The following is a 23468-nucleotide window of genomic DNA, read 5'->3' as shown; positions in this document are numbered from 1 at the left end:
ACAAGACAAAAGCGCTCTGTACAATATTTTTTAATCACGATCTTGATACGTTCCCGATATGGACATCAGGCTGTTGCGTTACTTCGCGGTGCTTGCCGACGAACTGCATTTCGGCCGGGCAGCCGCGCGGCTGCACATTTCCCAGCCGCCGCTGAGCCAGCAGATCCGCATCCTGGAAGAGGAGATGGGTACCGCGTTGTTCATGCGCTCGCAGCACCGTGTCGAACTCACCGAGGCAGGGAAAACACTTAAAGAACAGGTGCCGCTGATCTTCGCGCAGTTCGAGCGCGCGATCGATCTGACGCGCTGTGCGGGGCGCGGCGAAGTGGGCAGTCTCGAGATCGGCATCATTAGCTCGGCGATGGTCGAGCCGATTCCGCGCGCGCTGCGGGTATTCGCGCAAAGACATCCGCAAGTGCGCTGGACCCTGCACGAGATGACGCCTGCCGCGCAGATTCTCGCGCTCAAGGAGCGCAGGCTCGATGTGTGTTTCTTTCGCGTCGCGCACGAGGACCCGGAGGTTCAAAGCGAAGCCGTGCTGCGCGAGTCGGCGGTGCTCGCGTTGCCGTTGGGGCATCCGCTGGCTTCGCGCAAGGAGATTGTGTTGCGTGAGTTGGCGGCGGAGCGCTTCGTGTCGTTCGGGTTGCGGCAATCGCAACTGGCGAGCTTTTTACAGGACTGTTGCGTCGAAGCAGGGTTCACGCCGAAGATCGAGCAGGAGGTGGTGGAGGTATATACGCTGCTGTGCCTCGTGCGCGAAGGGCTGGGCGTCGCGTTGCTGCCTTCCTCGGCGCGGCAACTGTCGACCGGCGGCGTCGCCTTCGTGCCGATGACCGAGCCGCGTCCCGACGTGTCGCTGCACGCGCGCTATCGTGCGGGCGAGTCGTCGCCAGTGCTGTCGCTGTTTCTCGAAACCCTGCGGGAAGTGGCTGCCGGTACGAGCTAACGCGCGCCCGCTGTTTGCGCGACCAGGTCGCGTATCACGCCGATCAGCGCAGCCACGCGCCCGGCTTTCTCACGGGGCCACACGGCGTAGAGGTTGTAGTGCGTGGGAATCTCGACCTGCGTGAGTTCAACCAGATGGCCATTGCGCCGGGCGTCGGCGGCGAGCAGGCCGCGCGCGAGACCCACGCCGACGCCCGCGCTGGCGGCGGCGATCAGGCCCGCGGCGTTGTCGAATACGGCGACCGCGTCGGGCTCGACGGTGGGCATGCCCGCCGCGGCAAGCCAGGGAATCCATGAACGCTTCGTGTAGCCGAGCAACGGCAGCTCCAGCAGTTGCGCCGGCGTGAGCGGCAGGCTGAGGCCGCGCGAGCGCAACAGCGAAGGCGAGCCGACCGCCGTCAAACGATCGCCGCACATCAGCGCATTCTCGAAGCCGTCCCATTCGCCATAGCCGTAGCGCAGCGCGAGATCCACACGCTCGAATGCGCTGCGCTCGTGACGCGGCGTGGACAGCACGGTCAACGACGTGCCCGTCAACGCGCCGAGCAGGGCGGGCAAACGCGCTACCAGCCAGCTTTGCGCGAGTTCGGGATCGACGTCGAGCGTGATCGACTGCTTGACCGTGCGCTCCGTCACCGACGACAAGGCTCGATCGATCTGCTCGAAGCCATCCGTCAACTGATTCGCAAACAGCACGCCCGCGTCGGTCAGCACGACGCGGCCGCCTTCGCGCATGAAGAGCGGCTGGCCGACGAACTCTTCGAGCGTGCGGATCTGCTGGCTGATCGCGCTATGCGTGAGCGACAACTGCCGTGCCGCACTCGAAAAACTGCCGACGCGCGCGGCCTGCAGGAAGGTCTGCATCGACTGAATGGACGGATAGCGCTTCAACATGGGTGTTAGCCGGACTTACGGGTGATGGAAGAAATGGTCGCTGGCGTTATGTTTAACGGCTTTCAATAATGGCCTCGAGCACGCGGGGTTTGTGATGCACACCGATGCATGCCAATGCACACCGGCACACACCGCGCTGCACCATACCATTCAGGAGACAGCCCATGATCGAGATCGTGGTCAACGACACGCGGCACTCTCTCGACAATGTACCGGAAGACATGCCCCTGTTGTGGGTGTTACGCGACCGGCTCAAATTGACCGGCACGAAATTCGGCTGCGGCGGCGGCTTCTGTGGAGCGTGCACGGTGCATCTGGAAGGCGAGGCGGTGCGTTCCTGTTTGCTGCCGATTACCGTCGTGGCCGGCAAACGCATCACGACGATCGAGGGTCTGTCGAAAGACGGCCGGCACCCGCTGCAACTCGCGTGGGTCGCCGAGGACGTGCCGCAATGCGGCTACTGCCAGTCCGGCCAATTGATGCAGGCGGCGGCGTTTCTCAAGGACAAGCCGGCCGTCACCGACGAGACCATCACGGCGGCGATGTCGGGAAATATCTGCCGCTGCGGCACGTATGGGCGGATTCGCCGGGCGATCAAGCGAGCGGCGTCGGGCGATCCTGCATTGGCAGCGGTAGACATGCCCGCCTGCGCGTCCGCCTGCTCCTCGCATGCGATGACGAGGGAGGCTTGATGCGTAACGACCACAAAGCCAACAGAGAGGCCTGCAAAGAAGCCTGCAAAGAAGCGCTGACTGGCGCTCACGGCGCTGCGCGCCGCCGCTTCATCAAGGAGAGTTCGGCGTTGCTGGCCTCGGGCCTCGCCATCGGCTTCCAGTTGCCGGCGGCGTCGGCGAAGGGCAGTAATGCGAGCGGCAATGCGAGCGGCGATCCCAGGCCGCAGCCGGGCGAATTCGAGCCGAATGCGTGGGTGCGCGTGCTGCCCGACGATACGATCAAGCTGGTTGTCCATAAGCACGACTCCGGCACGGGCACGCGTACCGCGCTCGCTGCGGTGGTGGCGGAGGAACTGGACGTCGATCCGTTTCGCGTGGAGGTCATCACGCCGGAGAATCCGTTCTATGGCGACTACATTCATCCGCTGTGGAAGGTGTTTTCGACGGGCGGGAGCACGAGCGTTGCGCTGGAGTACGACCGCTTGCGGCGGGCAGGGGCGACCGCGCGCGCGATGCTGATTGCCGCCGCCGCGGCACAGTGGAAGGTGGCGCCGTCGGCGTGTTCGACGCAGGACGGGGCAGTGATCGACAAGGCCAGCGGCAGGCGCGCGAACTACGGTTCGCTCGCGCGGATCGCGGCGCAATTGCCCGCGCCGAAAGAGGTGACGCTGAAAGATCCGGCGCAGTTCAGGTACATCGGCAAATTGCAGAAGAAACGCGGCGCCGCGCAGAAGGCAAGGGGAACGTTTCCGTACAGCATCGACGTGTCCTTGCCGGGCATGCTGGTGGCTGTCGTCTCGCGCGCGCCGGTGATCGACGCCCGTGTGCGCAGCGCCGACGCCAAGGCCGCGTTGGCGGTTCCGGGCGTGCGGCAGGTGGTGCAGATTCCTGGCCGTCCCGATGTGCTCGGCGGCAATCAGGCGGGCGTTGCCGTGCTCGCCGACGACTATTGGTCGGCGCATAAAGGGCAGGCCGCGCTGAAGGTGGAGTGGGAAGACAGTCCGCTGGAAACCTTCGACAGCAGCACGCTTGCTGTCCGTCAGGCTGCATGGCTCGACGATCCCGTCGCTCGGGTGGTGCCGACGATTCAGACCGGTGATCCAAAAACGGCGTGGCCGCGCGACGCGCGCGTGATCGAAGCTTCGTATTCGATGCCCTACAAGGCACAGAATGCACTCGAACCGATCAACGTCACCGCCTGGGCGAAGGACGGCTCCATCGAGTACTGGGGCGGTCTGCAAGTGCCTTCCACGGTGCAGGAGGCGGCCGAGGTGATCGGCGGTATTCCCGCTGAACGCGTGAGCTTGCATGAGCTCGTCTCGGGCGGCAGCTTCGGCTCGCGCGAATCGAAGTACTGGTTATTCGAAGTGACATGGCTCACGCTGAAGACCGGCAAGCCGGTCAAGCTGATGAACAGCCGCGAAGACGAAATGCGCGCGTTGTTCTATCACTCGGCGAGTTACCACCGTGCCAAAGCCGCATTCGACGCGAGCGGCAATCTCATTACGCTGCAATTGCGCGCGGTGATGCCCGCCTCGGCGGAACAATGGGAGCCGGGGTATTTCGATCGTCCGGACCGGATGGACTACAGCACGACCGAAGCGATCAGCAAGTACGAGTTCGCTTATGACGCGCCGCACGTCGATCTTGGCTGGGTGCGTCACGAAACCGGCGTGCCGACTGGCTGGTATCGGGCGGTGAGTTATATCCCGAACGTGTTCGCCGTGGAGTCGTTCATGGATGAGGCGGCGCATGCGGCGCAGCGCGATCCGGTGGATTTCCGGCTCGCGCATATGAAGGACCCGCGGCATGCGGCTGTGCTGCGCGAGGCGGCGGCGCGGGCCGGTTGGGGACAGCCGCTGCCTGACGGCACGGCGTTGGGGGTGGCGACGAATCAGGCGTACAGCAGCTATATCGCGGTAGTGGCGCGGGTGAGGCGCAACGACAAGGGCGTGGTGGTCGAGAAGCTGACGTGTGTGGCTGATTGCGGATTGGCGGTGTCGCCAGGCGGGGTCGAGGAGCAACTGTGTGGCGGACTGATGTGGGGGCTTGGCCATGCGACGGCGGATCGCATCGATATCCGGCACGGCAGAGTCGAGCAAAAGAACTTTGATACGTACCGCGTGATGCGGATGAGCGATATGCCGGAGATCGATATCCATATCGTGCAGGGCGATCCCGCCAAGCCGGGTGGGGTTGGCGAGTTGTCGAGCCCCTCGGTCGCGCCGGCGGTGTCGAATGCGGTGTTCAGGTTGACGGGGCGGCGGTTGAGGGACACACCGTTTGGGTTGGAGGCGGTGGCGTAATTTCGTAATCTTTACCGTGCCGATGCTCGTTCATTTCGCAATTCACAGTAATTGAAATAACGATTTTCAAGAATATCGAACGATATTTGTGAATTTGTTGAAAATATCCTGTTCGTTATTCTCGGTCACCATAGCACCGATTTTGCAGGATACTCGCATATACTGGCAACGATACCTGTTTACATAGGTAGGTATTTGCGTCATTCCAGTGTCATGATTCAAAATCAGAAGATATAAGACCTCGGAAAAGATGCCGGATCATTTAGGAATTTTGTGAATTCGACAAAATGAGCACGCATTTTAAAGACGCGATATGCTATCTTGGTCGGTGAGTGATTCGAGTAACTTTCCCGACTGTACCAACGGTGCCGTGTCGTGAATTGCGCGTTGAGTTCTCTGCGATGGTGCGAAGCGCCCATCGGGTATCTATGCGCGTGAGCTCCGGCGAACCGGTCGGAAACCTGCGAGGAACATCGGCGTCTGCTGCGGGATACTGAAGCCTTCAATGCGCCACTCGCGCGCGCGGGTCGGCTCATAGCCATTCTATGCGTGGCTCTCCAGCCGGCTCACTGCCCGGATGAAAACATGTTTTTCATGCCTGGGTTCGGAGATCCATACTCTCGCGGCAGGGTAACTGTACAAGTAATCGCTAATTACCTTGTAAGGCACCGGATTTAAACGCTCAACGTGTGCGACGGAGCGTCTTGCCGCAGTTTTGTCGTGCAGATCCAGGGTCGATGCGGGACTCGGCATCATACTGGCCCACAACCTGTTACAGCAGCTACGGCTTACCAGCCACGAAGCATATATATGGATTTTCCCCAGATGCTACATGCAGTCCGGTTTGTGACGTTCGGTATTAGTTGCTGTTTTATGTGATCGCAATGAAATTGCCACTTTCACAGTTTTTTTGACTACGCGGCGCATCCGTTTTAGTTCGGGAACGAGTTAGTAGGTTGACAAAAAACACCTTCAACAATCGATTGGCAAAACAGTCGACCAGAGAGTGTCAGTGAGGAAGAGTCGGGCGGCACCGCATTCGCAAAGCGCGCCATTCGCCGGCAGGCAGCAGGCAGCAGGCGTGTTCGAGGAACGAAATCGTTGGAAGTCTTATGACAATCGCTATCGGGAGATATGCATGAGCACCATTGAAGCCAGTTCAGAAGACGTCTGTTTCGATCCTGCGTCGAATGCATCCAGCCAGCCTGGTATTGATGCCATCTTCCGGCGGCAGGCTGCGCGGTGCGCAACCGCGATTGCAGTCGTGTATGGAGCGCAGGAACTCTCTTATGCCGAGCTCGATCGGCGTGCCAGTCGGCTTGCGGGTTATCTCAAGCAGCGCGGCGTTCGCCCTGAAGAGCCGATTGGCATTCTGCTGGCGCCAGGACTTGAGCAGGTGGTCTGTCAGGTCGCGGTAATACGCGCGGGTGGCACTAGCGTACCGCTCGACCCCGACGCGCCGCGCGAGCGGCTGAGATTCATGCTGGAAGACGTCGGCGCAAGAATCGTACTGACGTCGGCTGCCGGACAGTCGCACCTGTCAGTCCCGGAGCCGGTGCTGGTTGAGGAAAGCGAAGCGTGGCCGTCGTATCCCGTGGCGGAAGACATGTTGAGTCACACTGCGCGTGCCCCCGACCACCGAACTCACGTTCTTTTTACGTCAGGTACCACCGGCCGGCCCAAGGCCGTTGAGATTCTCGCTCGCGGGATCATCCGGCTCACGGTGAATACGCGCTACGTGAGCCTTGCCTCGAATGATCGCATCGCGGCGATTGCAAACCCGACCTTCGATGCTTCGCTGTTCGAAATATGGGGCGCCTTGCTTAACGGCGCAACGGCTGTATTGCTGCCCAAGCAAACCTGCATAGATCCTCATGCATTGCGTCACAGCTTGCAAGTTCAGCGGATCACCGTGATGTTCATCACGACCACGCTGTTCAATCAGACCGTGTATGCCTATCCCGACGCATTCCGGGGAGTGCGCCAGCTCCTGGTTGGCGGTGAGGCGCTGAATCCGCGGGCCGTACGCGCGATGCTGGAGGTCGCGCCGCCGCGGCGTTTGCTCAATGCGTACGGTCCGACCGAGGGAACCACGTTTTCGCTGTATCACGAGATTACCCTCGAAGAACTCGATGCGGGAGCGGAGTCTATTCCCATTGGAAAGCCGATCGACCGCACCCAGGTCTTCGTGCTGGACAGCGAACGACGTCCCGTTCAGACAGGCGAAATCGGCGAGATTTATATTGGCGGCGACGGCCTGGCCAGAGGGTATTGGAATCGCCCTGAATTGACCGGTGAGCGCTTTGTCGAGGTCGACGGTCTTGTCGAGGCAAAGGCGTGCCGACTGTACAGGACAGGCGATCTGGGCAGCCTCCGGATGGATGGCGTGCTCAATTTCCACGGCCGCAATGACAATCAGGTGAAGATTCGTGGTCACCGTATCGAGATCGAAGAGATCGAGGCCGTGCTGCTGGCGAGTGGTCTTCTGCGGGAAGCTGTCGTCACGGTTCAACAAACCGAACTGGGCGACAGGTACCTGGTGGCGTTCGTCGTGCCTTACGGGGAAGCGGGATCCAGCGATTCCTCGCGCTCACAGGATTCGCTCAGCGACCGGCTGGCGGACCATCTTTCCAGCCGGCTTCCGGCGTACATGCGTCCGCGTCTTTCGTGCGTGAAAACGCTGCCGATGAACGCGAACGGCAAGGTCGACCGGCGCGCGCTGGGCCAGCAGGATGGCAAGCCGCAACCGCCGGTGAATGGGGAGCGGAGCGGTTCCGGGACGCGCGAAGACAAGCTCGAAGCAGATGATACGGAAACCCTCCTGCGCGCCATCTGGTGTCGTACGCTGAACGTCGAGGCGGTTGACGCCAATGACAATTTCTTCGAACTGGGCGGAGACTCCCTGCAAGCGGCAAGTCTGATCGTGCAGTTGAGCAAACACTTTTGCTATCCATTGCCGGTACAGGCCCTGTACGACAATCCGACGCTATCCCGACTGGCCGCCTATCTGGGCAATCACACGCGGATGAATGGCGGGTTCAACGTCGTCGATGAAATGGCGACGCTGGTTGCCGATGCGGAGTTGCCAGACGATATTCACCCGCTGGCCGCGAAGCCCGGTCCGTGGTGCGTGCCTGGTAAAGGCCGTGTTTTCCTGACGGGTGCCACGGGTTTTCTCGCCGCGTTCCTGTTGCGCGATCTGCTTCGTTTGCCGGAGGTGAAGGAGGTGGCCTGCCTCGTGAGAGCGGCGACAGACGAGGGCGCGTTGGTTCGCATCCGAAGCAACATGATGCAATACGGAACATGGGAGGACGCTTTTTCTTCCCGATTGAAACCGCTTGCCGGAGATCTCGCACAACCGCACTTCGGGCTGGGGCAGTCGCGTTTCGAGGCGTTGGCGGGAGCGGCGGATGTTGTCTTTCACCTCGGCGCGCACGTCAACTACATCGAACCCTATTCCGCACACAAGGCGGCCAACGTCACCGGTACGATCAATGTGATCCGCTTCGCGACGACGACTAACGTCAAACCATTGCACTATGTCTCCACCATCGCGGCGTTTGGGCCGGCAGGACTCCTCGAATCGACCGCCGTCGTCTACGAGGACGACGATATGGCTGGATATCTGAACGGCCTGAAGTTCGACTCAGGCTATTCGCAGAGCCAATGGGTTACCGAGCAACTTGTCTGGGAGGCCGTGCGCCGGGGCGTCCCGGCAGCGGTATATCGTCCGGGATTTATCATGGGCGACAGCCAGACGGGGACGGGCAACCCGAACGATTTCGTCGGCCGGCTTGTCAAGGGATGCATCGCGCTGGGCGCTTATCCCGCGCTTGCGCGTCAAGGCAAACAATTCGTTCCGGTCGACTACGTCAGCGCGGCCCTGCTGAGGATTGCGGGCGACAATGCCAATCTGAAGCGTGCCTATCATCTGGTGCCGCCAGGCACAGTCGCGCAGGTTGATCTCATCGCCTTCTTCAAACTACTCGGTGAATGCGGTTATCCACTCGAGGAACTAACCTATCAGCAGTGGGCCCGACGCCTGACCGACGACCCCCGCCTGCAGGAAAGTCCGCTAATGCCTCTCCTGCCGATGCTTGCCGAGCCAGTGTATGGGCAACTCACGCGATGGGAGGTCTACGAAGGCATGCCGGTCTATGACTCGAGCAATACGAGGCAAGCACTGGAGAAGGCGGGCGGTATTGCATATAGCAATCTCGATCATCCGCTTTTGCAGCGGTACCTGGATTACTGGGTTGCGATTGGTTTCCTTGGTAAAGCAAAGGGCTCTCGCTGACCATTGAGTGGCCCTGGCGAACAGCACCATCCTGTAATCAGGATGCCTGTCTATCCCACGCGTCGCCCGCGCACTGCTCGATCACGCCGAGCAGTGCGCGCTTGGGTGCGCTATCCAGATGTGCATAGACGAGGCCGATGCCGGCCCGATGATCGGCGAGTTCGAGCGGACGCGCGATGACCTGCGCGATGCGTCCACGGACACGGCCGCCGTGGACGGAGCGCGGATGTCCCGGGCGTACTAGATGATGCCGGGTTCAGGTGCCTACCCGTAAGGATTATTCCGCGTAATCCTCCGGATTCTCCCGCGCCGCACTCTGATAAATAATCATCATGAGCGGAATGCCGGGCTCCGCTGTCGCATCCGTGCGGCGTGCCGCCACTTCGCCCGCCACCGCGGTCGTGTATTCCGCGACCACCTCGCCGAACGTGTTGCGCTGGATCGCCACCTTTTGTCCGGGCACGACCTTGTCGTTCAGCTTGACCAGCATCTCGACGAAGCCGCCGTGCGTCGTCAGGATCGCGTGCGCGCTATTGCCGACGAAGATGCCCACGTCGCGCCCGGTGCGCCCCATCGGACCAGGCACGACGCCATAGTGCTTGAGCACATTCATCGTGCCTTCGACGAACAGCGGAATCATCTCGAGATCGAGGATGCGCGAGGCGCCGATCTCCGGCGTGATCGCGGGAATCCCCACGTCGATGAGCGCATTGGCAAGCAGTGTGGGATACGCGGGGTTATCGAAGATCTGCTTGATCGGAAACAGCTCCGCCATCGCACGCGCTTCCGGCAGTTCCATGCGAGCGAGGTTGAACGAGGTCACGTCCATGGCGGTCGTGCCGGTATGAAAATCGAGGGCGTAGTCCGCGTTCGGCCGCAGCAGCCGGTTGAACAGCAGAGCCGCGTGCCGGCTAGGCGCATTGGGCCCATTTTCGTGGCCCGGCCATTCGCGGTTGATGTCGATGAGGTCCATGCCTCGTCCCGAGTTCGGCCACCGGCGCGACATCAATTCGAGCGCGGGACGCGATACGTCGAGCACCGCGACCACGCTGCCCGACATCTGCGCGGGGTCGAGCTGGCTCACGATGCTTTGTATCGTGCGCACTGGGCTGATCTCGTCGCCATGCACGCCGCTGACGAGCGCGACGCGCTTGCCCGGCTTCGCTCCGTGCACGACGATCACCGACACGTACCAGTGCTGCCCCGTCGGCATCTGCACGCCCTGAAAATAGAACATGTGCTTCGTGCCGCGCGGCAGGTCGTTGACGTCGAGCGCGCTGATGACCTTCTTTCCGCTGATGACGTCGCCGGTGTAGACCGTTCCATGATGCGCGCCCGTTGCCGTGCCGGCGGCCGGGGCATTCGCGTTCTGGGTCTGCGCGGTGCCGGCCTGCGAAACGAGTGCGGTCGATGCGCCGACCAGGGCAATAGCCGTCTTCATGAAGTCGCGTCGATCGACACCGTCTTTCGGTTCATTCTGCATGATGAGGGATCCTTATGTTGTAGGAGTAACGGTCAGTGGTGCATTGAAAGGAGACGGTGACATCTGTCGGCTCTCGTGGTCACACTTGTGAACTCATATGCGATGCGGTGCATGGACGCTGCCGGACCAACGCCGCAGCCGAGACATAACGAGTGATGCGAACCCTTCGAAGAGCGTCACATCAATAGCATAGACCACCCTCGGGTGATGTTGCACATGTGTCGGGGCCGAACGCTCAAAGAGTCAGAGCGAACGCGGCGGGACTGGCGAGCGTCATCAATGCGGCCAGCAACACGACGCCGCCGGTAATCGGATAGATCGAAGGAAAGACGCGAACCGCGTTTAATACGGGAAGAAGCGCAGGGGGCCGATCGCCGTGACGGAGAGGAGTGCCTTGCCGCCGCGCTCCCTGTTTTATTCCGGATTTTTTACGCCATCCGCCACGCGTGCCCGCCGGCCGGCTTTGCCAGAAGGTGATCCGGTTTTGCCCGAATCCTGAGTCGCAGATGGCCTGTTGAAGATGAGTTCCTCAACCATTTTCCAGTAGGCATCGACCACGGCCGGATCAGACGCGGAAACATTGCTGGTTACCTGCATTTCCGGCCCGAACCCCGAGAGAGTCGATGTCAGGCTGATCAGCAGATAGTGAATGAGAATGGGGTCGGCTCGCGGCAAGGAGCCTTCGTCCTGGGCGGCATGAATCTGCGGGAGTAGCCAGTTGATCAACGGCTTCAGCACGGTGTCGGCGAGCCATTGCAGCCGGGGGCTATAGCCGAGGAACTCCTGGAGCATGAAGCGATGAAACTCGGGAAAATCGACCGTGAACCGGAACAGCGCCTGATACACGAGCTTGACCCGATCCGTCGCTCTGGCAGGCGGCTCGTCTGTCAGGTAGTTCTTCCACGAATGCTGGATGCGTTCGAACACATGCTCTGCCACTGCCTGCCAAAGAATGTCCTTGGTCCGGAAATGGTAAGTGATCAGCGCATGTTGCAGTCCGATCCGATCGGCGATGCTTCGGATGCTGGCCGCCTCGAAGCCCCTCGACGCGAATTCGGTCAGCGCGGCGTTCAGAATTGCCGACCGGGTCTCCTGCGCCCGCTGCTGTTCCGCACGCCGGAGTTCTGTCGGCCTACCCTTGGGAGCTGCGCTCTTTCTTGACACAGTGCTGTCCGTCATCTGGTTTCTCGATCGGGATTGCCTGACTTCAATGCCCATTCTGTGTTCCTTCGGTGCTTCTTCGGTGCTCCCATACCTGCCGCGTTCAGAAGACTGCGGTCTGTAAGCGTGGCAGCCTGACGTTGGCGATATATCGGAGCGTCGGCGCGGAACGTCGGCGGAAGCGAGGTTCAGAAGGGTATCACACGCTCGACGCCATCCCTCGCCGTTGCTGCGCCTCACAATCGACAGCGCGAGGTCGATTATGTGCCGGCACGGTATCACGTCTTGAAGCGGGTTTCGGCCAGAGTCGCCAACCGTGAGTGGGCTTATCTGCTGGCTTGGCCTGCTTTCAAAACGCGGTGTGTGCTTTGTAAAACTGTTATCCATTTGACAGCTTGCTTTTTGCCTTTAAATTATACGATGGTGAAGTATAATGAAGTGCAACCCGGCTATACCGATGACCGCTGGACTCGTTGCCGGGCTCAATGGGGCATGACTGATAGCTACCAGCGGCAGGCCATGTCTTTGTCGATGGAGACATCGTCCCGGCACCCTGGTTCGGTCCCGCCCGAGTGTTGCGGATCGGGGCGCTGGGCAAGCTGCTCCCTAGCAGAATCGAGTCCGACAACAGACTCGATGCAACCCGGTCACCGAAAATGGAAAGCAAAATTACGCTGACGTCCACTGGCGGTATTGCGCTGGTCACGATGGAAAACCCGGCGGGCGCGAATACGGTCGACAGGGTGTTCTGCCAGGAAATGCTGGGCGCGCTGCAGGAGATCGAGCGGTTGCCGGACTGTCGTGTGGCGATACTTCGAGCCCGGGGCAAGATATTCTCGGCCGGGGGCGATCTCGTGCAAATTCTTGATGGGCTGCGCCGTTCCGATTCCTTTCTCGAATCGCTGATCGGTGAACTCAATGCCACGATCATGGCGATACGCCGCTTGCCGGTACCGGTGATCGCCAGCGTGCAAGGGGCAGCGGCAGGTGCGGGTTTTTCGCTGGCGATGGCGTGCGACATGGTTGTCGCGTCGCACGCGGCTCGTTTTGTCGTCGGCTATGCGAAGCTCGGGACCTCGAGCGACGGTGGTCTGTCGTTCCATCTGGCGCGTCGATTGGGCGCCGCACGGGCGCTCGAGATCATGTTGACGCAAGATTCGTTGACTGCGCACGAGGCACGAGAACTAGGGCTCGTCCAGGTCATCGCCGATCCTTCTTCGCTGGAAGACGCCAGCCTCGCGCTTGCGCGGAAACTGATCGACTTACCCGCCTCGGCGGTGAGAGAAACGAAATCGCTTGTCGGCATGGCGGCGGAGAATGAGCTCGAGTGTCATCTCGAACAGGAAAAACAGGCGTTCCTGAGATGCGCTGCGACCGAAGCGTTTTCCGAACGGGTCGCGCAGTTCGTCGCGCGCTCCAATTCCAGTTCATCCGGAAGAACATCGGATAGCTAATCAATATATTTCGATGGTCAGACTGCAGTAGCCGCCCGAGCATCCGCTCAACGTGCGCACGCGCGTGCCTGTTCAGTTGCACATTCGCTGCTGCACTGAACCGAATTCAATACGTCTTCCATATTTGCCAGCAAGTCTCCTGCCGCTGACGAGCCGTCGTGCCCGTCACAGCTCCGTGCACTTGCGCACCGGCTACGCGCTTTCTATTCATCAGCCGAAAGTACTTGGGGATAGTCCTGGTCAAATAATATTGTACGAACGGAAAGTTTAACAATATCCTTCTCCCAACACTTCTGCACGGCGGTTGCTCGTGCAATCAGAAGTACTGAGGAGACTGGAGATGAGGAAATGGTCCTGGGCCGGGGCGATGCTTTGCGTCGCGCCGGCGGTGGTCTACGCACAAAGTTCGGTGACGCTCTACGGTCTGCTGGATGAAGGCGTGACCTTTGTGAGCAATGAAAACGGTCATTCTGCCTGGCTGCTTCAGAGTGGCGGCGGATCATTGTCCAGATGGGGAATACGAGGCGCCGAAGACCTGGGAGGCGGCTATAAAGCGATCTTTACGTTAGAGAACGGCTTTGACGTGTCCTCCGGAAGCCTCTCGAACAATGGGCGTTTGTTCGGGCGGCAGGCCTACGTCGGAATTTCAAGCCCCTACGGGACGGTTACGTTTGGACGTCAGTACGAGGAAGTGGCCGAAATGCTCTCGACCGTGGCGGCCGGGTTGAACTGGGCGGTCTACCTTGCCCATGCCGGTGACGTTGACAACGCGGGCGGGAGCATCCGGATCAACAATTCGGTCAAATACGCGAGCCCGAAAATCGCAGGGTTCACGTTCGGCGGGTTGTATAGCTTCGGCGGGCAGCCGGGACAATTTTCAGCGAATAGCGCGACGTCGGTCGGGCTTAGCTACACGGCAGTCAACTTTCCGTTGTATATCGCGGCCGCTTACACGGTCATCAAGAATCCGTTTGCGGCGGCCTTCGACGACATCACGGCACGCAACATCATTTACGCCCCGTACGTGCCGGACGCGGAGAGCGAATCCATCTTCGGAGCGGGTGCGTCGTACAAGTTCGGCGGCGCCAACGTTTCTCTCGAGTACACATCGACTCGCTTCAAGAAGGGATACCTTGGCGGTGACGTGCGGTTCGACAACTACGAGGCGAACGCCGGGTACTTCATTACACCTTTCCTGTTTGCCGGCGTGGCGTATATCTACACGCACGGCAAGGTCGATGCGACGAGCGCGTCCCCCAATTATCGCGCGGTCGATCTCTACACAAACTACTTTCTGACGAAGCGAACCGACGTCTACTTCGCTGCCGAATGGTTCAAGGCAGCGGGTTCGGCGACTGTCGCGCAGATCACGTTGATTCCATCGCCATCGAGCGGACAGACGCAGAGTCTGTTGCGCATCGGAATCCGTCATCGGTTTTAACGGAACTGGATTGCCCATGTGGATGGGTGACAGCGGTCGATGGTGCTTTCCGTCTGCTTTGCGGTTACGGCAATCGTGGGTCTCGATACGGTCGTGATCGGCTCGATCGCGCCTGCGATCGCAACCTGCATGAACCGGTCCTGATCCGGCAAGACACATGCTATCGGCCAGATAGTTTATTAAATTGTACGAACGTAAAGAATAGGTATAAGATGATTTTCATGCGAGGCGGCATCGATTGCCGTTCCCGATGCGCTAGAGACTAGTTCAGGAGACAACGGTCATGTCGAAGAGAAAGATTGATACGCACCACCACTTTTTGCCGAAACTCTACGTGGACGCAGTAGGTCTGGATTTGCTCAATGCGGCGATGCCGGGCGGCGTGGCCCCGAGCTGGTCTGTCGAGGCCGCTATCGCGATGATGGATGAGAACGGCATCGACGAGGCGATCCTGTCCATCTCATCCGGACCCACTCTTCCGGACGCAGCGACGCTGCTGAGAAAGTGCAATGACTACGCCGCGGATCTCAGAGCGCGGCATACCGGACGATTCGGCTCCTTCGCGAGCCTGCCGCTGCCGGATGTCGATGCGGCGCTGAAGGAAGTCAGCTATAGCGTGGACCAGTTGAAGGTCGATGGTTTCATTGTCTTTACGAACTACAACGGGCTGTATCTCGGAGACCCGCATTTCAGGCCGTTGTGGGAAGAACTGGACAGGCGCGGGGCGGTGGTTTTCGTTCACCCTAATCAGCCGCCTCACGAAGTGCCCCCGGTTGCTCCAGCGTCCGTGCTCGAGTATCCGTTCGAGACGACCCGCACGGCTGCGAGCCTCGTCATTTCCGGGGTAGTGAATCGCTTCAGGAATATCCGGTTCATCCTGTCGCATGCCGGTGGGACGCTGCCGTTTCTCGTGCCTCGTCTTGCGCTCTCTATTTCCATGATGCCTGAGGCGGCGGAACGCGTGGGCGACACGCATGCGGCGGTTCGATCCTTCTACTTCGACACGGCCCTTGCGGCCGGCAATGCGCCGTTGAGCGCGTTGGCGCAAGTCGCGGATCCGGACCACATTCTCTTCGGCACCGACTTCCCGTTCGCGCCGACAAGCGCCATCCGGCAGTTCGGGAAAGTGCTCGACGACATCCGGATTCCCGGCGTCGAAATGAAGAAAGTGTATGGGGAAAACGCCGCCCGGTTGCTCGGACGTTAGCGATATAGGCGACTGGGTGGCCTGATGACGGCAGTCCCCGGGCTTGGAAAGAGGCGTGTGGACGCTATTGCCGCAGGATCGTGATGACTAGCCAGAAGCCGATCTTTTCCATCTATCTCGTCGTTCGCCTTGCATACTTTACGACTGTGAAGTATAGTGAATCACGAAAGCTATACGATCGTGCAATGTTTGTGTGGAAGCGAATCAGAAGCGCAGGTCGGTAGATAGCGGATTTTTTTCAGACCAGACACGACTGCCTGCTGAGGCGATGCGTGCCTGCGAAACAGGAGGAGACATGATTGAGGAACGCGACGTCGTCGTCACCATGCGCGACGGAACCCGTCTTGCGGTAGACGTCTATCGGCCGGATGCGGACGGCGCATATCCGGTTCTGTATGCTTCGGCGCTGCACAACAAGGATCTCCAGGGGCCGGACATTGCCGACGTGCTGCCGCCGCAGCCCGCGCATGCTCCGCTCTGGTTTGGGCCGATCGAAGCGGGCGACACCCGCCGCTTCATCGCCAATGGCTATGTGCACGTCATTGCGCAACCTCGGGGTTCCGCCAAGTCGGAAGGTCACTATGGCGAGGAGAACACCGACCATTACGACATGATCGAATGGATTACGCAGCAGCCGTGGTCCAACGGCAAGGTCGGGATGGTTGGGATTTCGGGTTTCGCCGGCGAGCAATGGCGCGCGGCCGGGCAAGGGCACCCAGCGCTCAAGGCGATCTTTCCGTATGACGCCTGTAGCGCATACGGCGGCATGTTCGGGTTTCGGGATTTCAATCCCGGTGGTGTTCTCCACACGTTTCCCTACCTGCTCGATGTCTTCAGCACGGTGCATGAACCGCGCGGCGTGCCGGGGCCGTTACCCGATGCGCAGGAGGCGCTGTGGCGCGAAGCCATGCGCAATCCCGACTACAAGATGTACATCAACCTGTACAACATCCTGACGCAGAAGGGCCAGCGGACGGCGGTGATGTATCACATGATGACCCATCCGTGGGAGGCGGACGGCACAGTCGAGCGCGCCGAAGAAGCGTTTAAGGCGATCAAGGTGCCGTTCTATACGGGTTCCGGTGCTTACGCATACACGTACAAATTGCACTGGCTCGGCGCCCAGCATTACTTCAGGAACGTCGAGCAGCCGCGCAAGCTGATTTTTACTGGGCCCGCGCATCTGGAACGGCCGTTCCATCAGTACCACGACGAAGTGATCCGTTGGTACGACTACTGGTTGAAGGGTATCGACACGGGCATCATGGATGAACCCCCGGTTCGCTACTGGGTCATGGGCGCCAACGAATGGCGAACGGGAACCGACTGGCCCTTGCCCGAAACGCAATGGGCGAAGTACTACCTCGGTGGCTGGGAGCGGCTTTCCACCGACGCCCCCCGACCTTCAGCGGAAGTTGGCGACGCGCATCGCGAGCCCGATGTCTTTACGCAAATGCCGCTCAAAAAGACGTCCAAAGTCGAGCGTTTGCGCTACATGACAGACCTGCTTCCTCAGGACGTGCTCGTTGCCGGTCCCATTTCGCTGACCCTCTACGCGGAGATCGACCAGCCGGATACGAACTGGATCGTCGTGCTCAAGGACGTCGGGCCGGACGTATCGGTCGTCACGGCGCGTGTTGGCGAACGAACGGTGCCGCAGACGTTGCCGGAGCGCGAACTCACGCGCGGCTGGCTGAAAGCGTCGTATCGCGCAACGGATCCTGATCGCTCCACACCGGCGGAGCCCTTTCACAAATTGACGAAGGATTCGATCGAGCCGGTCACGCCGGGCGAGATCGTCAAGTATGAAATCCAGATTCTCGCGACGGCGAACCAGTTCAAGGCCGGTCATCGAATCTGTATCGAGATCTGCAGTCTCGACGCGCCGACAGGCACGGGCGCAATGACTGACGTCGAATACATTCCGTATCACGTATGCAGCAGTAATACCGTCACCCACAAGGTCTACCGCGACGCGGAGCGGCCCTCGCATTTGCTGCTTCCGATCATTCCGCTGAAAGAGCAGGTGTCCTGATTGACGAATCGCGCCGCGACGTCATGGACGCGCGGCGAATTTAAACAGAATCGAGGGTAGGCGATGAAAAGCATACGTTTTGAGCGCGATGGCAACGTTGGGAATATCGTCCTCGCGAATCCGCCGTTCAACAGACTGGATGTGCGCTATGCACAGTGTCTCCGGGACGCGGTTCACGAAGCCAGTGAAAGTGACATTCGGGTGCTCGTGATCCGGGCCGAGGGCCCTAACTTCAGCCTGGGCGGGGAAGTTCGGGAATGGCCGGGTAAAGACCTGAACTGGTTCCGCACCTTCGTCGCGGAAGTCAACACTTCGTATCGCGCCATCGAGGCGCTCCGCGTTCCCACGGTGGCCGTGGTGCAAGGCCTCGCTTTCGGCGGCGGCCTGGAACTCGCGTTGGCCTGCGACTTTATTGTGGCGGCATCCGACGCCGTGTTCCGGTGCGTCGAGGTAACGACTGCGATGCTGCCCATCGCGGGAGCACTCCAGCGGCTTGCCGAGCGGGTCGGACGCAGTCGCGCCTCCCGCTTCGCGATGCTGGGCGAGCCGATTTCGGGCAGCGTGGCTGGAGAGCTTGGGATTGCGACCCACGTTGCCGAGCCCGGCGCGCTCGAACGTGTCGCCGCGGAACTGGTCGCGCGGCTTGCCGATGGCCCCACGCTTTCGTATGCGGCAACGCGTACGTTGCTCAAGGCGTGGTCGAGCGGCGGTATTGCGGGTGCGGACGCCGTTTTGCTCGACGTAACCATGGACTTGTACAACACGGAAGACGCCACGCGAGGCTTTATCAACACGGCCAAAGCGTTCGATGTCGACGAGGAGCCAGGCGATCTGGTCTTTTACGGGAAATAGCCTGACGCGCCTGGGACAGACGAGGGCGGCTGACTCTGCGGCCCGACCCGCGCGGCAATGATGGAGGAGGGCTTCATGCATACTTTACAAGGGTCCATCGGGCTCACCGTGCCTGCCGATGGAATTGCCTACGTAAGGGGGGCGACGGACGTTCCGTTGAGCGAGTCTACGGTCGGCCAGTTTCTGAGGGAAACCGCACGCCGCTTTCCCGATCGGCAAGCCGCGGTATTCCGGGAACAGCATGTGCGTTGGACATGGACGGAACTGGACGAGCGCGTCGATCAACTCGCGGCGGGTTTCCTGTCGTTGGGAATCGAAAAGGGAGACCGTATCGGCATCTGGTCCCCCAACCGGTTCGAATGGCTGCTCACGCAGTTCGCGGCGGCGCGCATCGGCGCGGTGCTGGTCAATATCAACCCCGCCTATCGTGTGTCGGAACTCGAATACGCGCTGCGCAAAGTAGGATGCAAGGCACTCGTCACGGCGGAGAGTTTCAAAACGTCGAACTACATTGCCATGTTGCTCGACATAGCGCCGGAGCTGGCATCGCAGCAACCGGACGAATTGAAGGCCGCGCGTCTGCCGGATCTGCGCGCGGTGATTTCCGTGGGCGATTGGGGCGTGTCGGGTGTCGTGCCGTTCCACGCCGTCATGCGGCGCGGCGAGGGGATTCTTCAGGAGAAGGGGCGCGCAGAAATCGAGGCCATCGAGCAAACCCTTTCTTCACGAGATCCGATCAACGTTCAGTTTACGAGCGGCACCACCGGCAGCCCGAAAGGCGCGACGCTGACCCATCGGAACATCGTCAACAACGGGCGTTTTGTCGCCATGGCGATGAAGTTTTCCGAAACCGACTCGCTCTGTATTCCGGTTCCCCTTTACCACTGTTTCGGCATGGTGATGGGGGTGCTGGCGTGCGTGTCGGCTGGTGCGCAGATGGTTTTCCCGGGAGAAGGTTTCGATGCGGGCGCGACGCTTGCCGCCATCTCGGAGGAGCGTTGCACCGCGCTGCATGGGGTGCCGACCATGTTTATCGCCGAGTTGGAGCACCCGGAATTTGCATCGTTCGACTTGAGCAGTCTCAGGACAGGCATCATGGCCGGCTCGCCGTGTCCGATCGAAACCATGAATCAGGTCGTGGTCAGAATGAATATGCGGGAGGTCACTATCGCGTATGGAATGACGGAGACCAGTCCCGTTTCATTCCAGAGCGCGATGACCGATCCGCTGGATAAGCGCACTACCACCGTTGGGCGGATCCAGCCTCATCTCGAGGTCAAGATCGTGGATTTCGATGGCCGCACCGTGGGTGTTGGTGAGACGGGAGAACTCTGCACAAAAGGGTACTCGGTAATGCAGGGGTACTGGGAGGACGACGACAGAACGCGCGAAAGTATCGTCGACGGATGGATGCATACAGGCGATCTGGCAACGATCGACGCAGATGGATACTGCAATATCGTCGGAAGGCTGAAGGACATGGTGATCCGGGGCGGGGAGAACATTTACCCTCGCGAAATCGAGGAATTCCTCTTCAAGCATCCGAAAATACAGAATGTGCAGGTGTTCGGCGTGCCGGACGAGCGGACCGGCGAGGAACTGTGCGCATGGATCGTGCTGCGGCGAGGCGAAGGTTCCACTGAAGAAGAGATCAGGGACTTTTGCCGAGGGCAGATCGCTCACTACAAGGTACCCAAATATATTCGCTTCGTGAGCGAGTTGCCGATGACTGTGACTGGGAAAGTGCAGAAGTTCGCGATGCGAGAGGAGATGATCCGCTACCTGAACCTGACCCAGCACAGAACCGCCTGACGGTGTTTCACCAGTAGGTCATCGTAAAAGGCTGGAAACGTGAAATCAAGATGATTAGACATCCATAACAATATGGATCGAGTGGAAAAGAGAACTGAACAGTTGGAGGTGTCGAATGTATGAAATAACCACGGACGTACTCATCGTTGGGACCGGGCCCGCCGGCTCTGCCTGCGCCGCGCTGCTTTCGACGTACGGCATCAGGAACATGGTCGTCAACTATCATCGTTGGCTGGCTAACACGCCTCGAGCGCACATCACCAATCTGCGCACGATGGAGGTGCTTCGCGACCTCGGTCAGCAGGTGGAGCAGGAAGCCTATCTGCATGCGACCAACGAGGACCTGATGGGCGGGACGGTGTTCTGCGAAAGTCTCACCGGGGAAGAAATCGGCAGAGTGCCCAGCTGGGGGCTGCATCCGCTTTCGAGAGCGGAACGCCAATTGTCGAGCCCGGCAAAAATGAACGATCTGCCGCAGACGTTCATGGAGCCGCTTCTGTTCAAAACGGCCTGCTCGCGCGGTACAGAGGCGCGCATGAGCACCGAGTATCTGAGTCATACGCAGACCGAGGACGGCGTGATTACGCTCTGCCGCGACCGGTTGTCGGATACGGAGTTCACTGTCAGATCGAAGTACCTCATCGGCGCGGACGGCGGCAACTCCCAGGTCGCAAAGGACGCGGGTCTGCCTTTCGAAGGTCAGATGGGGGTTCGGGGATCGATGAACATCTGGTTCCGCGCGGACCTGTCTGAATTCGTCGCGCATCGTCCGGCGGTGCTGTACCCGATCATGCAACCCGGGGCGGAAGTGGGCGGTATCGGCATGGGGCTGATCCGGATGGTTCGCCCCTGGAACGAGTGGCTGATCGTTTGGGGCTATGACATCAACGAGCCCGCTCCCGTCGTGGACGAGGCAAAGGCCACCATGATTGCGCGCCAACTGGTAGGCAAACCGGATCTCGAGATCGAATTGTTGGGCACGAGCACCTGGACCGTGAACAATATGTACGCAACCCGCATGCAGGACCGGAAAGTGTTTTGCATGGGCGATGCGACTCACCGGCACCCGCCGTCCGGCGGACTGGGATCGAACACGTCGATTCAGGACGCGTTCAATCTCGCGTGGAAGCTCGCGGCAGTCATCAAGGGGCAAGCCGGCGATGCGCTTCTGGAGACGTATTCAGCCGAGCGCGCGCCGATCGCGAAGCAGATCGTCACGCGCGCGAACCAGTCGATCGCCGAATTCGCGCCACTCTACAGCGCGCTCGGTATCGACAAATCGAACGACGGGGCAGTCCTGCAAGCGAACATGCACGCACGAAGCCTGTCGACGGCGGCAGCGGAAAAGCAGCGCGCGGAGATTCGCGAGGCGTTGGTGTTCAAGCGATACGAACTGGACGCACACGGCGTGGAGATGAATCAACGCTATCGTTCGAGCGCCGCGGTGACCGACGGTCAAGCCGAACCGGCGTTCGAGCGGGATCGTGAGTTGTACTACCAGTCGACGACGTGGCCCGGCGCACGGCTGCCGCATGCGTGGGTTTTCGACTCCCGCGGACGGCAGCACTCGACGCTCGATCTCGCAGGACATGGGCGATTCGCGCTGTTTACGGGCCTCGGTGGCGAAGCATGGGTCGACGCCGCGGCAAAAGTCGGTGAGGAACTGGGTTTGAAGATCGACGTGCACGTCATTGGTCCTCGCCAACCGTATGCGGACTACACGGGTGATTGGGCACGCGTGCGCGAGATCGGCGACAGCGGGTGTGTATTGGTCCGCCCTGACCATCATGTGGCGTGGCGCAGCTTCGCGCTGTCCGATGATCCGGAAGCCGAGCTTCGCCGGGTATTGCAGCGCGTGCTTTCGAAGCAAAGCTGAGAGCAGCGTCTCGCCTGGGTTTCGTGCGATTTCGTACCACCGGCGAGACGCATCTGCATAAGGAGTCCACAATGAATCACCGCGAACAATGGGCAGACGGCTTGGGCCGCGATCTTCCAAAGCGCGTGCAGGTTGTCGAAGTCGGCCCGAGGGATGGGTTGCAGGCGGAAAGCACGTTTATCTCGACCGGCACCAAAATTGAACTCGTCAATCGGCTGGTCGATGCCGGCGTGCGGCGGATCGAAGCGGCGTCTTTCGTGTCACCAAAATGGATTCCGCAAATGGCGGACGGCGCCGCCGTCATGGCGGGAATGGATCGCAAGGCGGGCGTGACTTACGCCGCGCTCACGCCCAACATGAAAGGGCTCGACGCCGCAATCGCGAGCAAGGCGGATGAGGTCGTTATCTTCGGGTCCGCGAGCGAACCATTTTCTCTTCGCAACATCAATTGTTCCGTTGCCGAATCCCTCGAACGCTTTGCCCCTGTGGCGCGCCGGGCGAAGGAAGAGGGGCTGCGATTGCGCGCCAGCATTTCATGCTCGTTCGGATGTCCTTATCAGGGGCCGGTGAGTGTCGACGCCGTCGTTGATATGGTCAGGCGCTTTCGCGATCTGGGGTGCGACGAAATCGACATTGCCGATACGATCGGGGTAGGCACGGTACACCATGTCCGGCGAGTCATTCAGGCCGCCGCGACGGAGTTTCCGTTGGAACGCCTTGCCGGTCACTTTCACGATACTTATGGGCAAGCGTTGGCCAATATCGTTGGCGCCCTTCAGGTTGGCATGTCGGTGTTCCACTCGTCCGTTGGCGGACTCGGCGGCTGTCCTTATGCCAAGGGTGCCACCGGCAATGTCGCGACAGAAGATCTGCTTTATCTTCTGGACGGTCTCGGGATTGAAACGGGAATTGATCTGGACGCCATCGTTTCGATTGGCGATTGGGTGAGTCAGCAAATGGGCAGGGACAATGGTGCGCGCGCAGGTAAGGCGCTGATAGCGAAAAGAGTACGCGACTGATAACGACCGGAG

At 60.3% G+C, this 23468-nt stretch carries 15 protein-coding genes; 12 read left to right on the top strand and 3 right to left on the bottom strand.

Features of this window, described 5'->3' with window-relative positions:
* Positions 1-58 precede the first annotated feature (58 nt).
* A complete protein-coding gene (locus B9Z01_RS17485; protein ID WP_085485257.1) occupies positions 59-946 on the top strand; it encodes a LysR substrate-binding domain-containing protein in 888 nt (295 codons plus the stop codon).
* Here the strand turns inward: B9Z01_RS17485 and B9Z01_RS17480 are convergent.
* Entirely contained in the window at positions 943-1839 is an 897-nt protein-coding gene (locus B9Z01_RS17480) for a LysR substrate-binding domain-containing protein (RefSeq protein ID WP_085485256.1), read from the bottom strand. The two genes, B9Z01_RS17485 and B9Z01_RS17480, sit on opposite strands and share 4 nt — an antisense overlap.
* A 164-nt stretch (positions 1840-2003) precedes the next feature.
* Between B9Z01_RS17480 and B9Z01_RS17475 the strand changes: the two genes are divergently transcribed.
* The 3 genes from B9Z01_RS17475 (at position 2004) to B9Z01_RS17465 (ending at position 9116) form a co-directional block, all read left to right on the top strand.
* Positions 2004-2531: a (2Fe-2S)-binding protein gene (locus tag B9Z01_RS17475; protein WP_085485254.1), complete on the top strand. Its 528-nt coding sequence runs from the start codon at positions 2004-2006 to the stop codon at positions 2529-2531.
* Positions 2531-4819 (top strand): xanthine dehydrogenase family protein molybdopterin-binding subunit, encoded by a 2289-nt coding sequence (locus B9Z01_RS17470; RefSeq protein WP_085485252.1) that lies wholly within the window; start codon positions 2531-2533, stop codon positions 4817-4819. The genes B9Z01_RS17475 and B9Z01_RS17470 overlap by 1 nt, the downstream gene beginning before the upstream one ends.
* A gap of 1138 nt (positions 4820-5957) precedes the next feature.
* A complete protein-coding gene (locus B9Z01_RS17465) occupies positions 5958-9116 on the top strand; it encodes an amino acid adenylation domain-containing protein (protein WP_085485250.1) in 3159 nt (1052 codons plus the stop codon).
* A 277-nt stretch (positions 9117-9393) separates the two neighbouring features.
* Here the strand turns inward: B9Z01_RS17465 and B9Z01_RS17460 are convergent, their stop codons facing one another.
* Together B9Z01_RS17460 and B9Z01_RS17455 are read right to left on the bottom strand one after the other, a co-directional pair.
* On the bottom strand, positions 9394-10599 hold the full coding sequence (locus tag B9Z01_RS17460; protein WP_085485248.1) for a succinylglutamate desuccinylase/aspartoacylase family protein: 1206 nt from the start codon (positions 10597-10599) through the stop codon (positions 9394-9396).
* A 414-nt stretch (positions 10600-11013) separates the two neighbouring features.
* A complete protein-coding gene (locus tag B9Z01_RS17455) occupies positions 11014-11817 on the bottom strand; it encodes a TetR/AcrR family transcriptional regulator (protein ID WP_167387510.1) in 804 nt (267 codons plus the stop codon).
* A 515-nt stretch (positions 11818-12332) separates the two neighbouring features.
* Here B9Z01_RS17455 and B9Z01_RS17450 point away from each other — a divergent pair.
* From B9Z01_RS17450 to B9Z01_RS17415, 8 genes are all read left to right on the top strand, one after another.
* Positions 12333-13214: an enoyl-CoA hydratase/isomerase family protein gene (locus B9Z01_RS17450; protein ID WP_143808965.1), complete on the top strand. Its 882-nt coding sequence runs from the start codon at positions 12333-12335 to the stop codon at positions 13212-13214.
* Between the two features lie 340 nt (positions 13215-13554).
* Complete coding sequence (locus B9Z01_RS17445; protein ID WP_085485242.1) at positions 13555-14655, top strand: porin; 1101 nt, start codon at positions 13555-13557, stop codon at positions 14653-14655.
* 283 nt (positions 14656-14938) lie between these two features.
* The gene (locus B9Z01_RS17440; protein ID WP_085485241.1) at positions 14939-15862 is read left to right on the top strand and encodes an amidohydrolase family protein; all 924 of its coding nucleotides are present in this window, start codon (positions 14939-14941) and stop codon (positions 15860-15862) included.
* A 295-nt stretch (positions 15863-16157) separates the two neighbouring features.
* The gene (locus B9Z01_RS17435) at positions 16158-17897 is read left to right on the top strand and encodes a CocE/NonD family hydrolase (RefSeq protein ID WP_167387509.1); all 1740 of its coding nucleotides are present in this window, start codon (positions 16158-16160) and stop codon (positions 17895-17897) included.
* 63 nt (positions 17898-17960) lie between these two features.
* The gene (locus B9Z01_RS17430) at positions 17961-18749 is read left to right on the top strand and encodes an enoyl-CoA hydratase/isomerase family protein (RefSeq protein WP_085485237.1); all 789 of its coding nucleotides are present in this window, start codon (positions 17961-17963) and stop codon (positions 18747-18749) included.
* Positions 18750-18824: 75 nt separating this feature from the next.
* On the top strand, positions 18825-20561 hold the full coding sequence (locus tag B9Z01_RS17425; RefSeq protein ID WP_085485732.1) for an AMP-binding protein: 1737 nt from the start codon (positions 18825-18827) through the stop codon (positions 20559-20561).
* 115 nt (positions 20562-20676) lie between these two features.
* Positions 20677-22437 carry an FAD-dependent oxidoreductase gene (locus B9Z01_RS17420; RefSeq protein WP_085485235.1) on the top strand — a complete coding sequence of 587 codons (1761 nt, stop codon included), beginning with the start codon at positions 20677-20679 and terminating at the stop codon, positions 22435-22437.
* Positions 22438-22508: 71 nt separating this feature from the next.
* Positions 22509-23456 (top strand): hydroxymethylglutaryl-CoA lyase, encoded by a 948-nt coding sequence (locus B9Z01_RS17415; RefSeq protein ID WP_085485233.1) that lies wholly within the window; start codon positions 22509-22511, stop codon positions 23454-23456.
* The last annotated feature ends 12 nt before the right edge of the window (positions 23457-23468 follow it).

The organism is Paraburkholderia susongensis (genome assembly GCF_900177725.1).
Lineage (GTDB): Bacteria > Pseudomonadota > Gammaproteobacteria > Burkholderiales > Burkholderiaceae > Paraburkholderia > Paraburkholderia susongensis.
This window is presented reverse-complemented; position numbering and strand designations above follow the sequence as displayed.

What these genes read in the sequence shown, in the direction of transcription:
- B9Z01_RS17485 (WP_085485257.1), top strand. Translation starts at nt 59, where the DNA reads ATGGACATCAGGCTGTTGCGTTACTTCGCGGTGCTTGCCGACGAACTG.
- B9Z01_RS17480 (WP_085485256.1), bottom strand. Translation starts at nt 1,839, where the DNA reads ATGTTGAAGCGCTATCCGTCCATTCAGTCGATGCAGACCTTCCTGCAG.
- B9Z01_RS17475 (WP_085485254.1), top strand. Translation starts at nt 2,004, where the DNA reads ATGATCGAGATCGTGGTCAACGACACGCGGCACTCTCTCGACAATGTA.
- B9Z01_RS17470 (WP_085485252.1), top strand. Translation starts at nt 2,531, where the DNA reads ATGCGTAACGACCACAAAGCCAACAGAGAGGCCTGCAAAGAAGCCTGC.
- B9Z01_RS17465 (WP_085485250.1), top strand. Translation starts at nt 5,958, where the DNA reads ATGAGCACCATTGAAGCCAGTTCAGAAGACGTCTGTTTCGATCCTGCG.
- B9Z01_RS17460 (WP_085485248.1), bottom strand. Translation starts at nt 10,599, where the DNA reads ATGCAGAATGAACCGAAAGACGGTGTCGATCGACGCGACTTCATGAAG.
- B9Z01_RS17455 (WP_167387510.1), bottom strand. Translation starts at nt 11,817, where the DNA reads ATGGGCATTGAAGTCAGGCAATCCCGATCGAGAAACCAGATGACGGAC.
- B9Z01_RS17445 (WP_085485242.1), top strand. Translation starts at nt 13,555, where the DNA reads ATGAGGAAATGGTCCTGGGCCGGGGCGATGCTTTGCGTCGCGCCGGCG.
- B9Z01_RS17440 (WP_085485241.1), top strand. Translation starts at nt 14,939, where the DNA reads ATGTCGAAGAGAAAGATTGATACGCACCACCACTTTTTGCCGAAACTC.
- B9Z01_RS17435 (WP_167387509.1), top strand. Translation starts at nt 16,158, where the DNA reads ATGATTGAGGAACGCGACGTCGTCGTCACCATGCGCGACGGAACCCGT.
- B9Z01_RS17430 (WP_085485237.1), top strand. Translation starts at nt 17,961, where the DNA reads ATGAAAAGCATACGTTTTGAGCGCGATGGCAACGTTGGGAATATCGTC.
- B9Z01_RS17425 (WP_085485732.1), top strand. Translation starts at nt 18,825, where the DNA reads ATGCATACTTTACAAGGGTCCATCGGGCTCACCGTGCCTGCCGATGGA.
- B9Z01_RS17420 (WP_085485235.1), top strand. Translation starts at nt 20,677, where the DNA reads ATGTATGAAATAACCACGGACGTACTCATCGTTGGGACCGGGCCCGCC.
- B9Z01_RS17415 (WP_085485233.1), top strand. Translation starts at nt 22,509, where the DNA reads ATGAATCACCGCGAACAATGGGCAGACGGCTTGGGCCGCGATCTTCCA.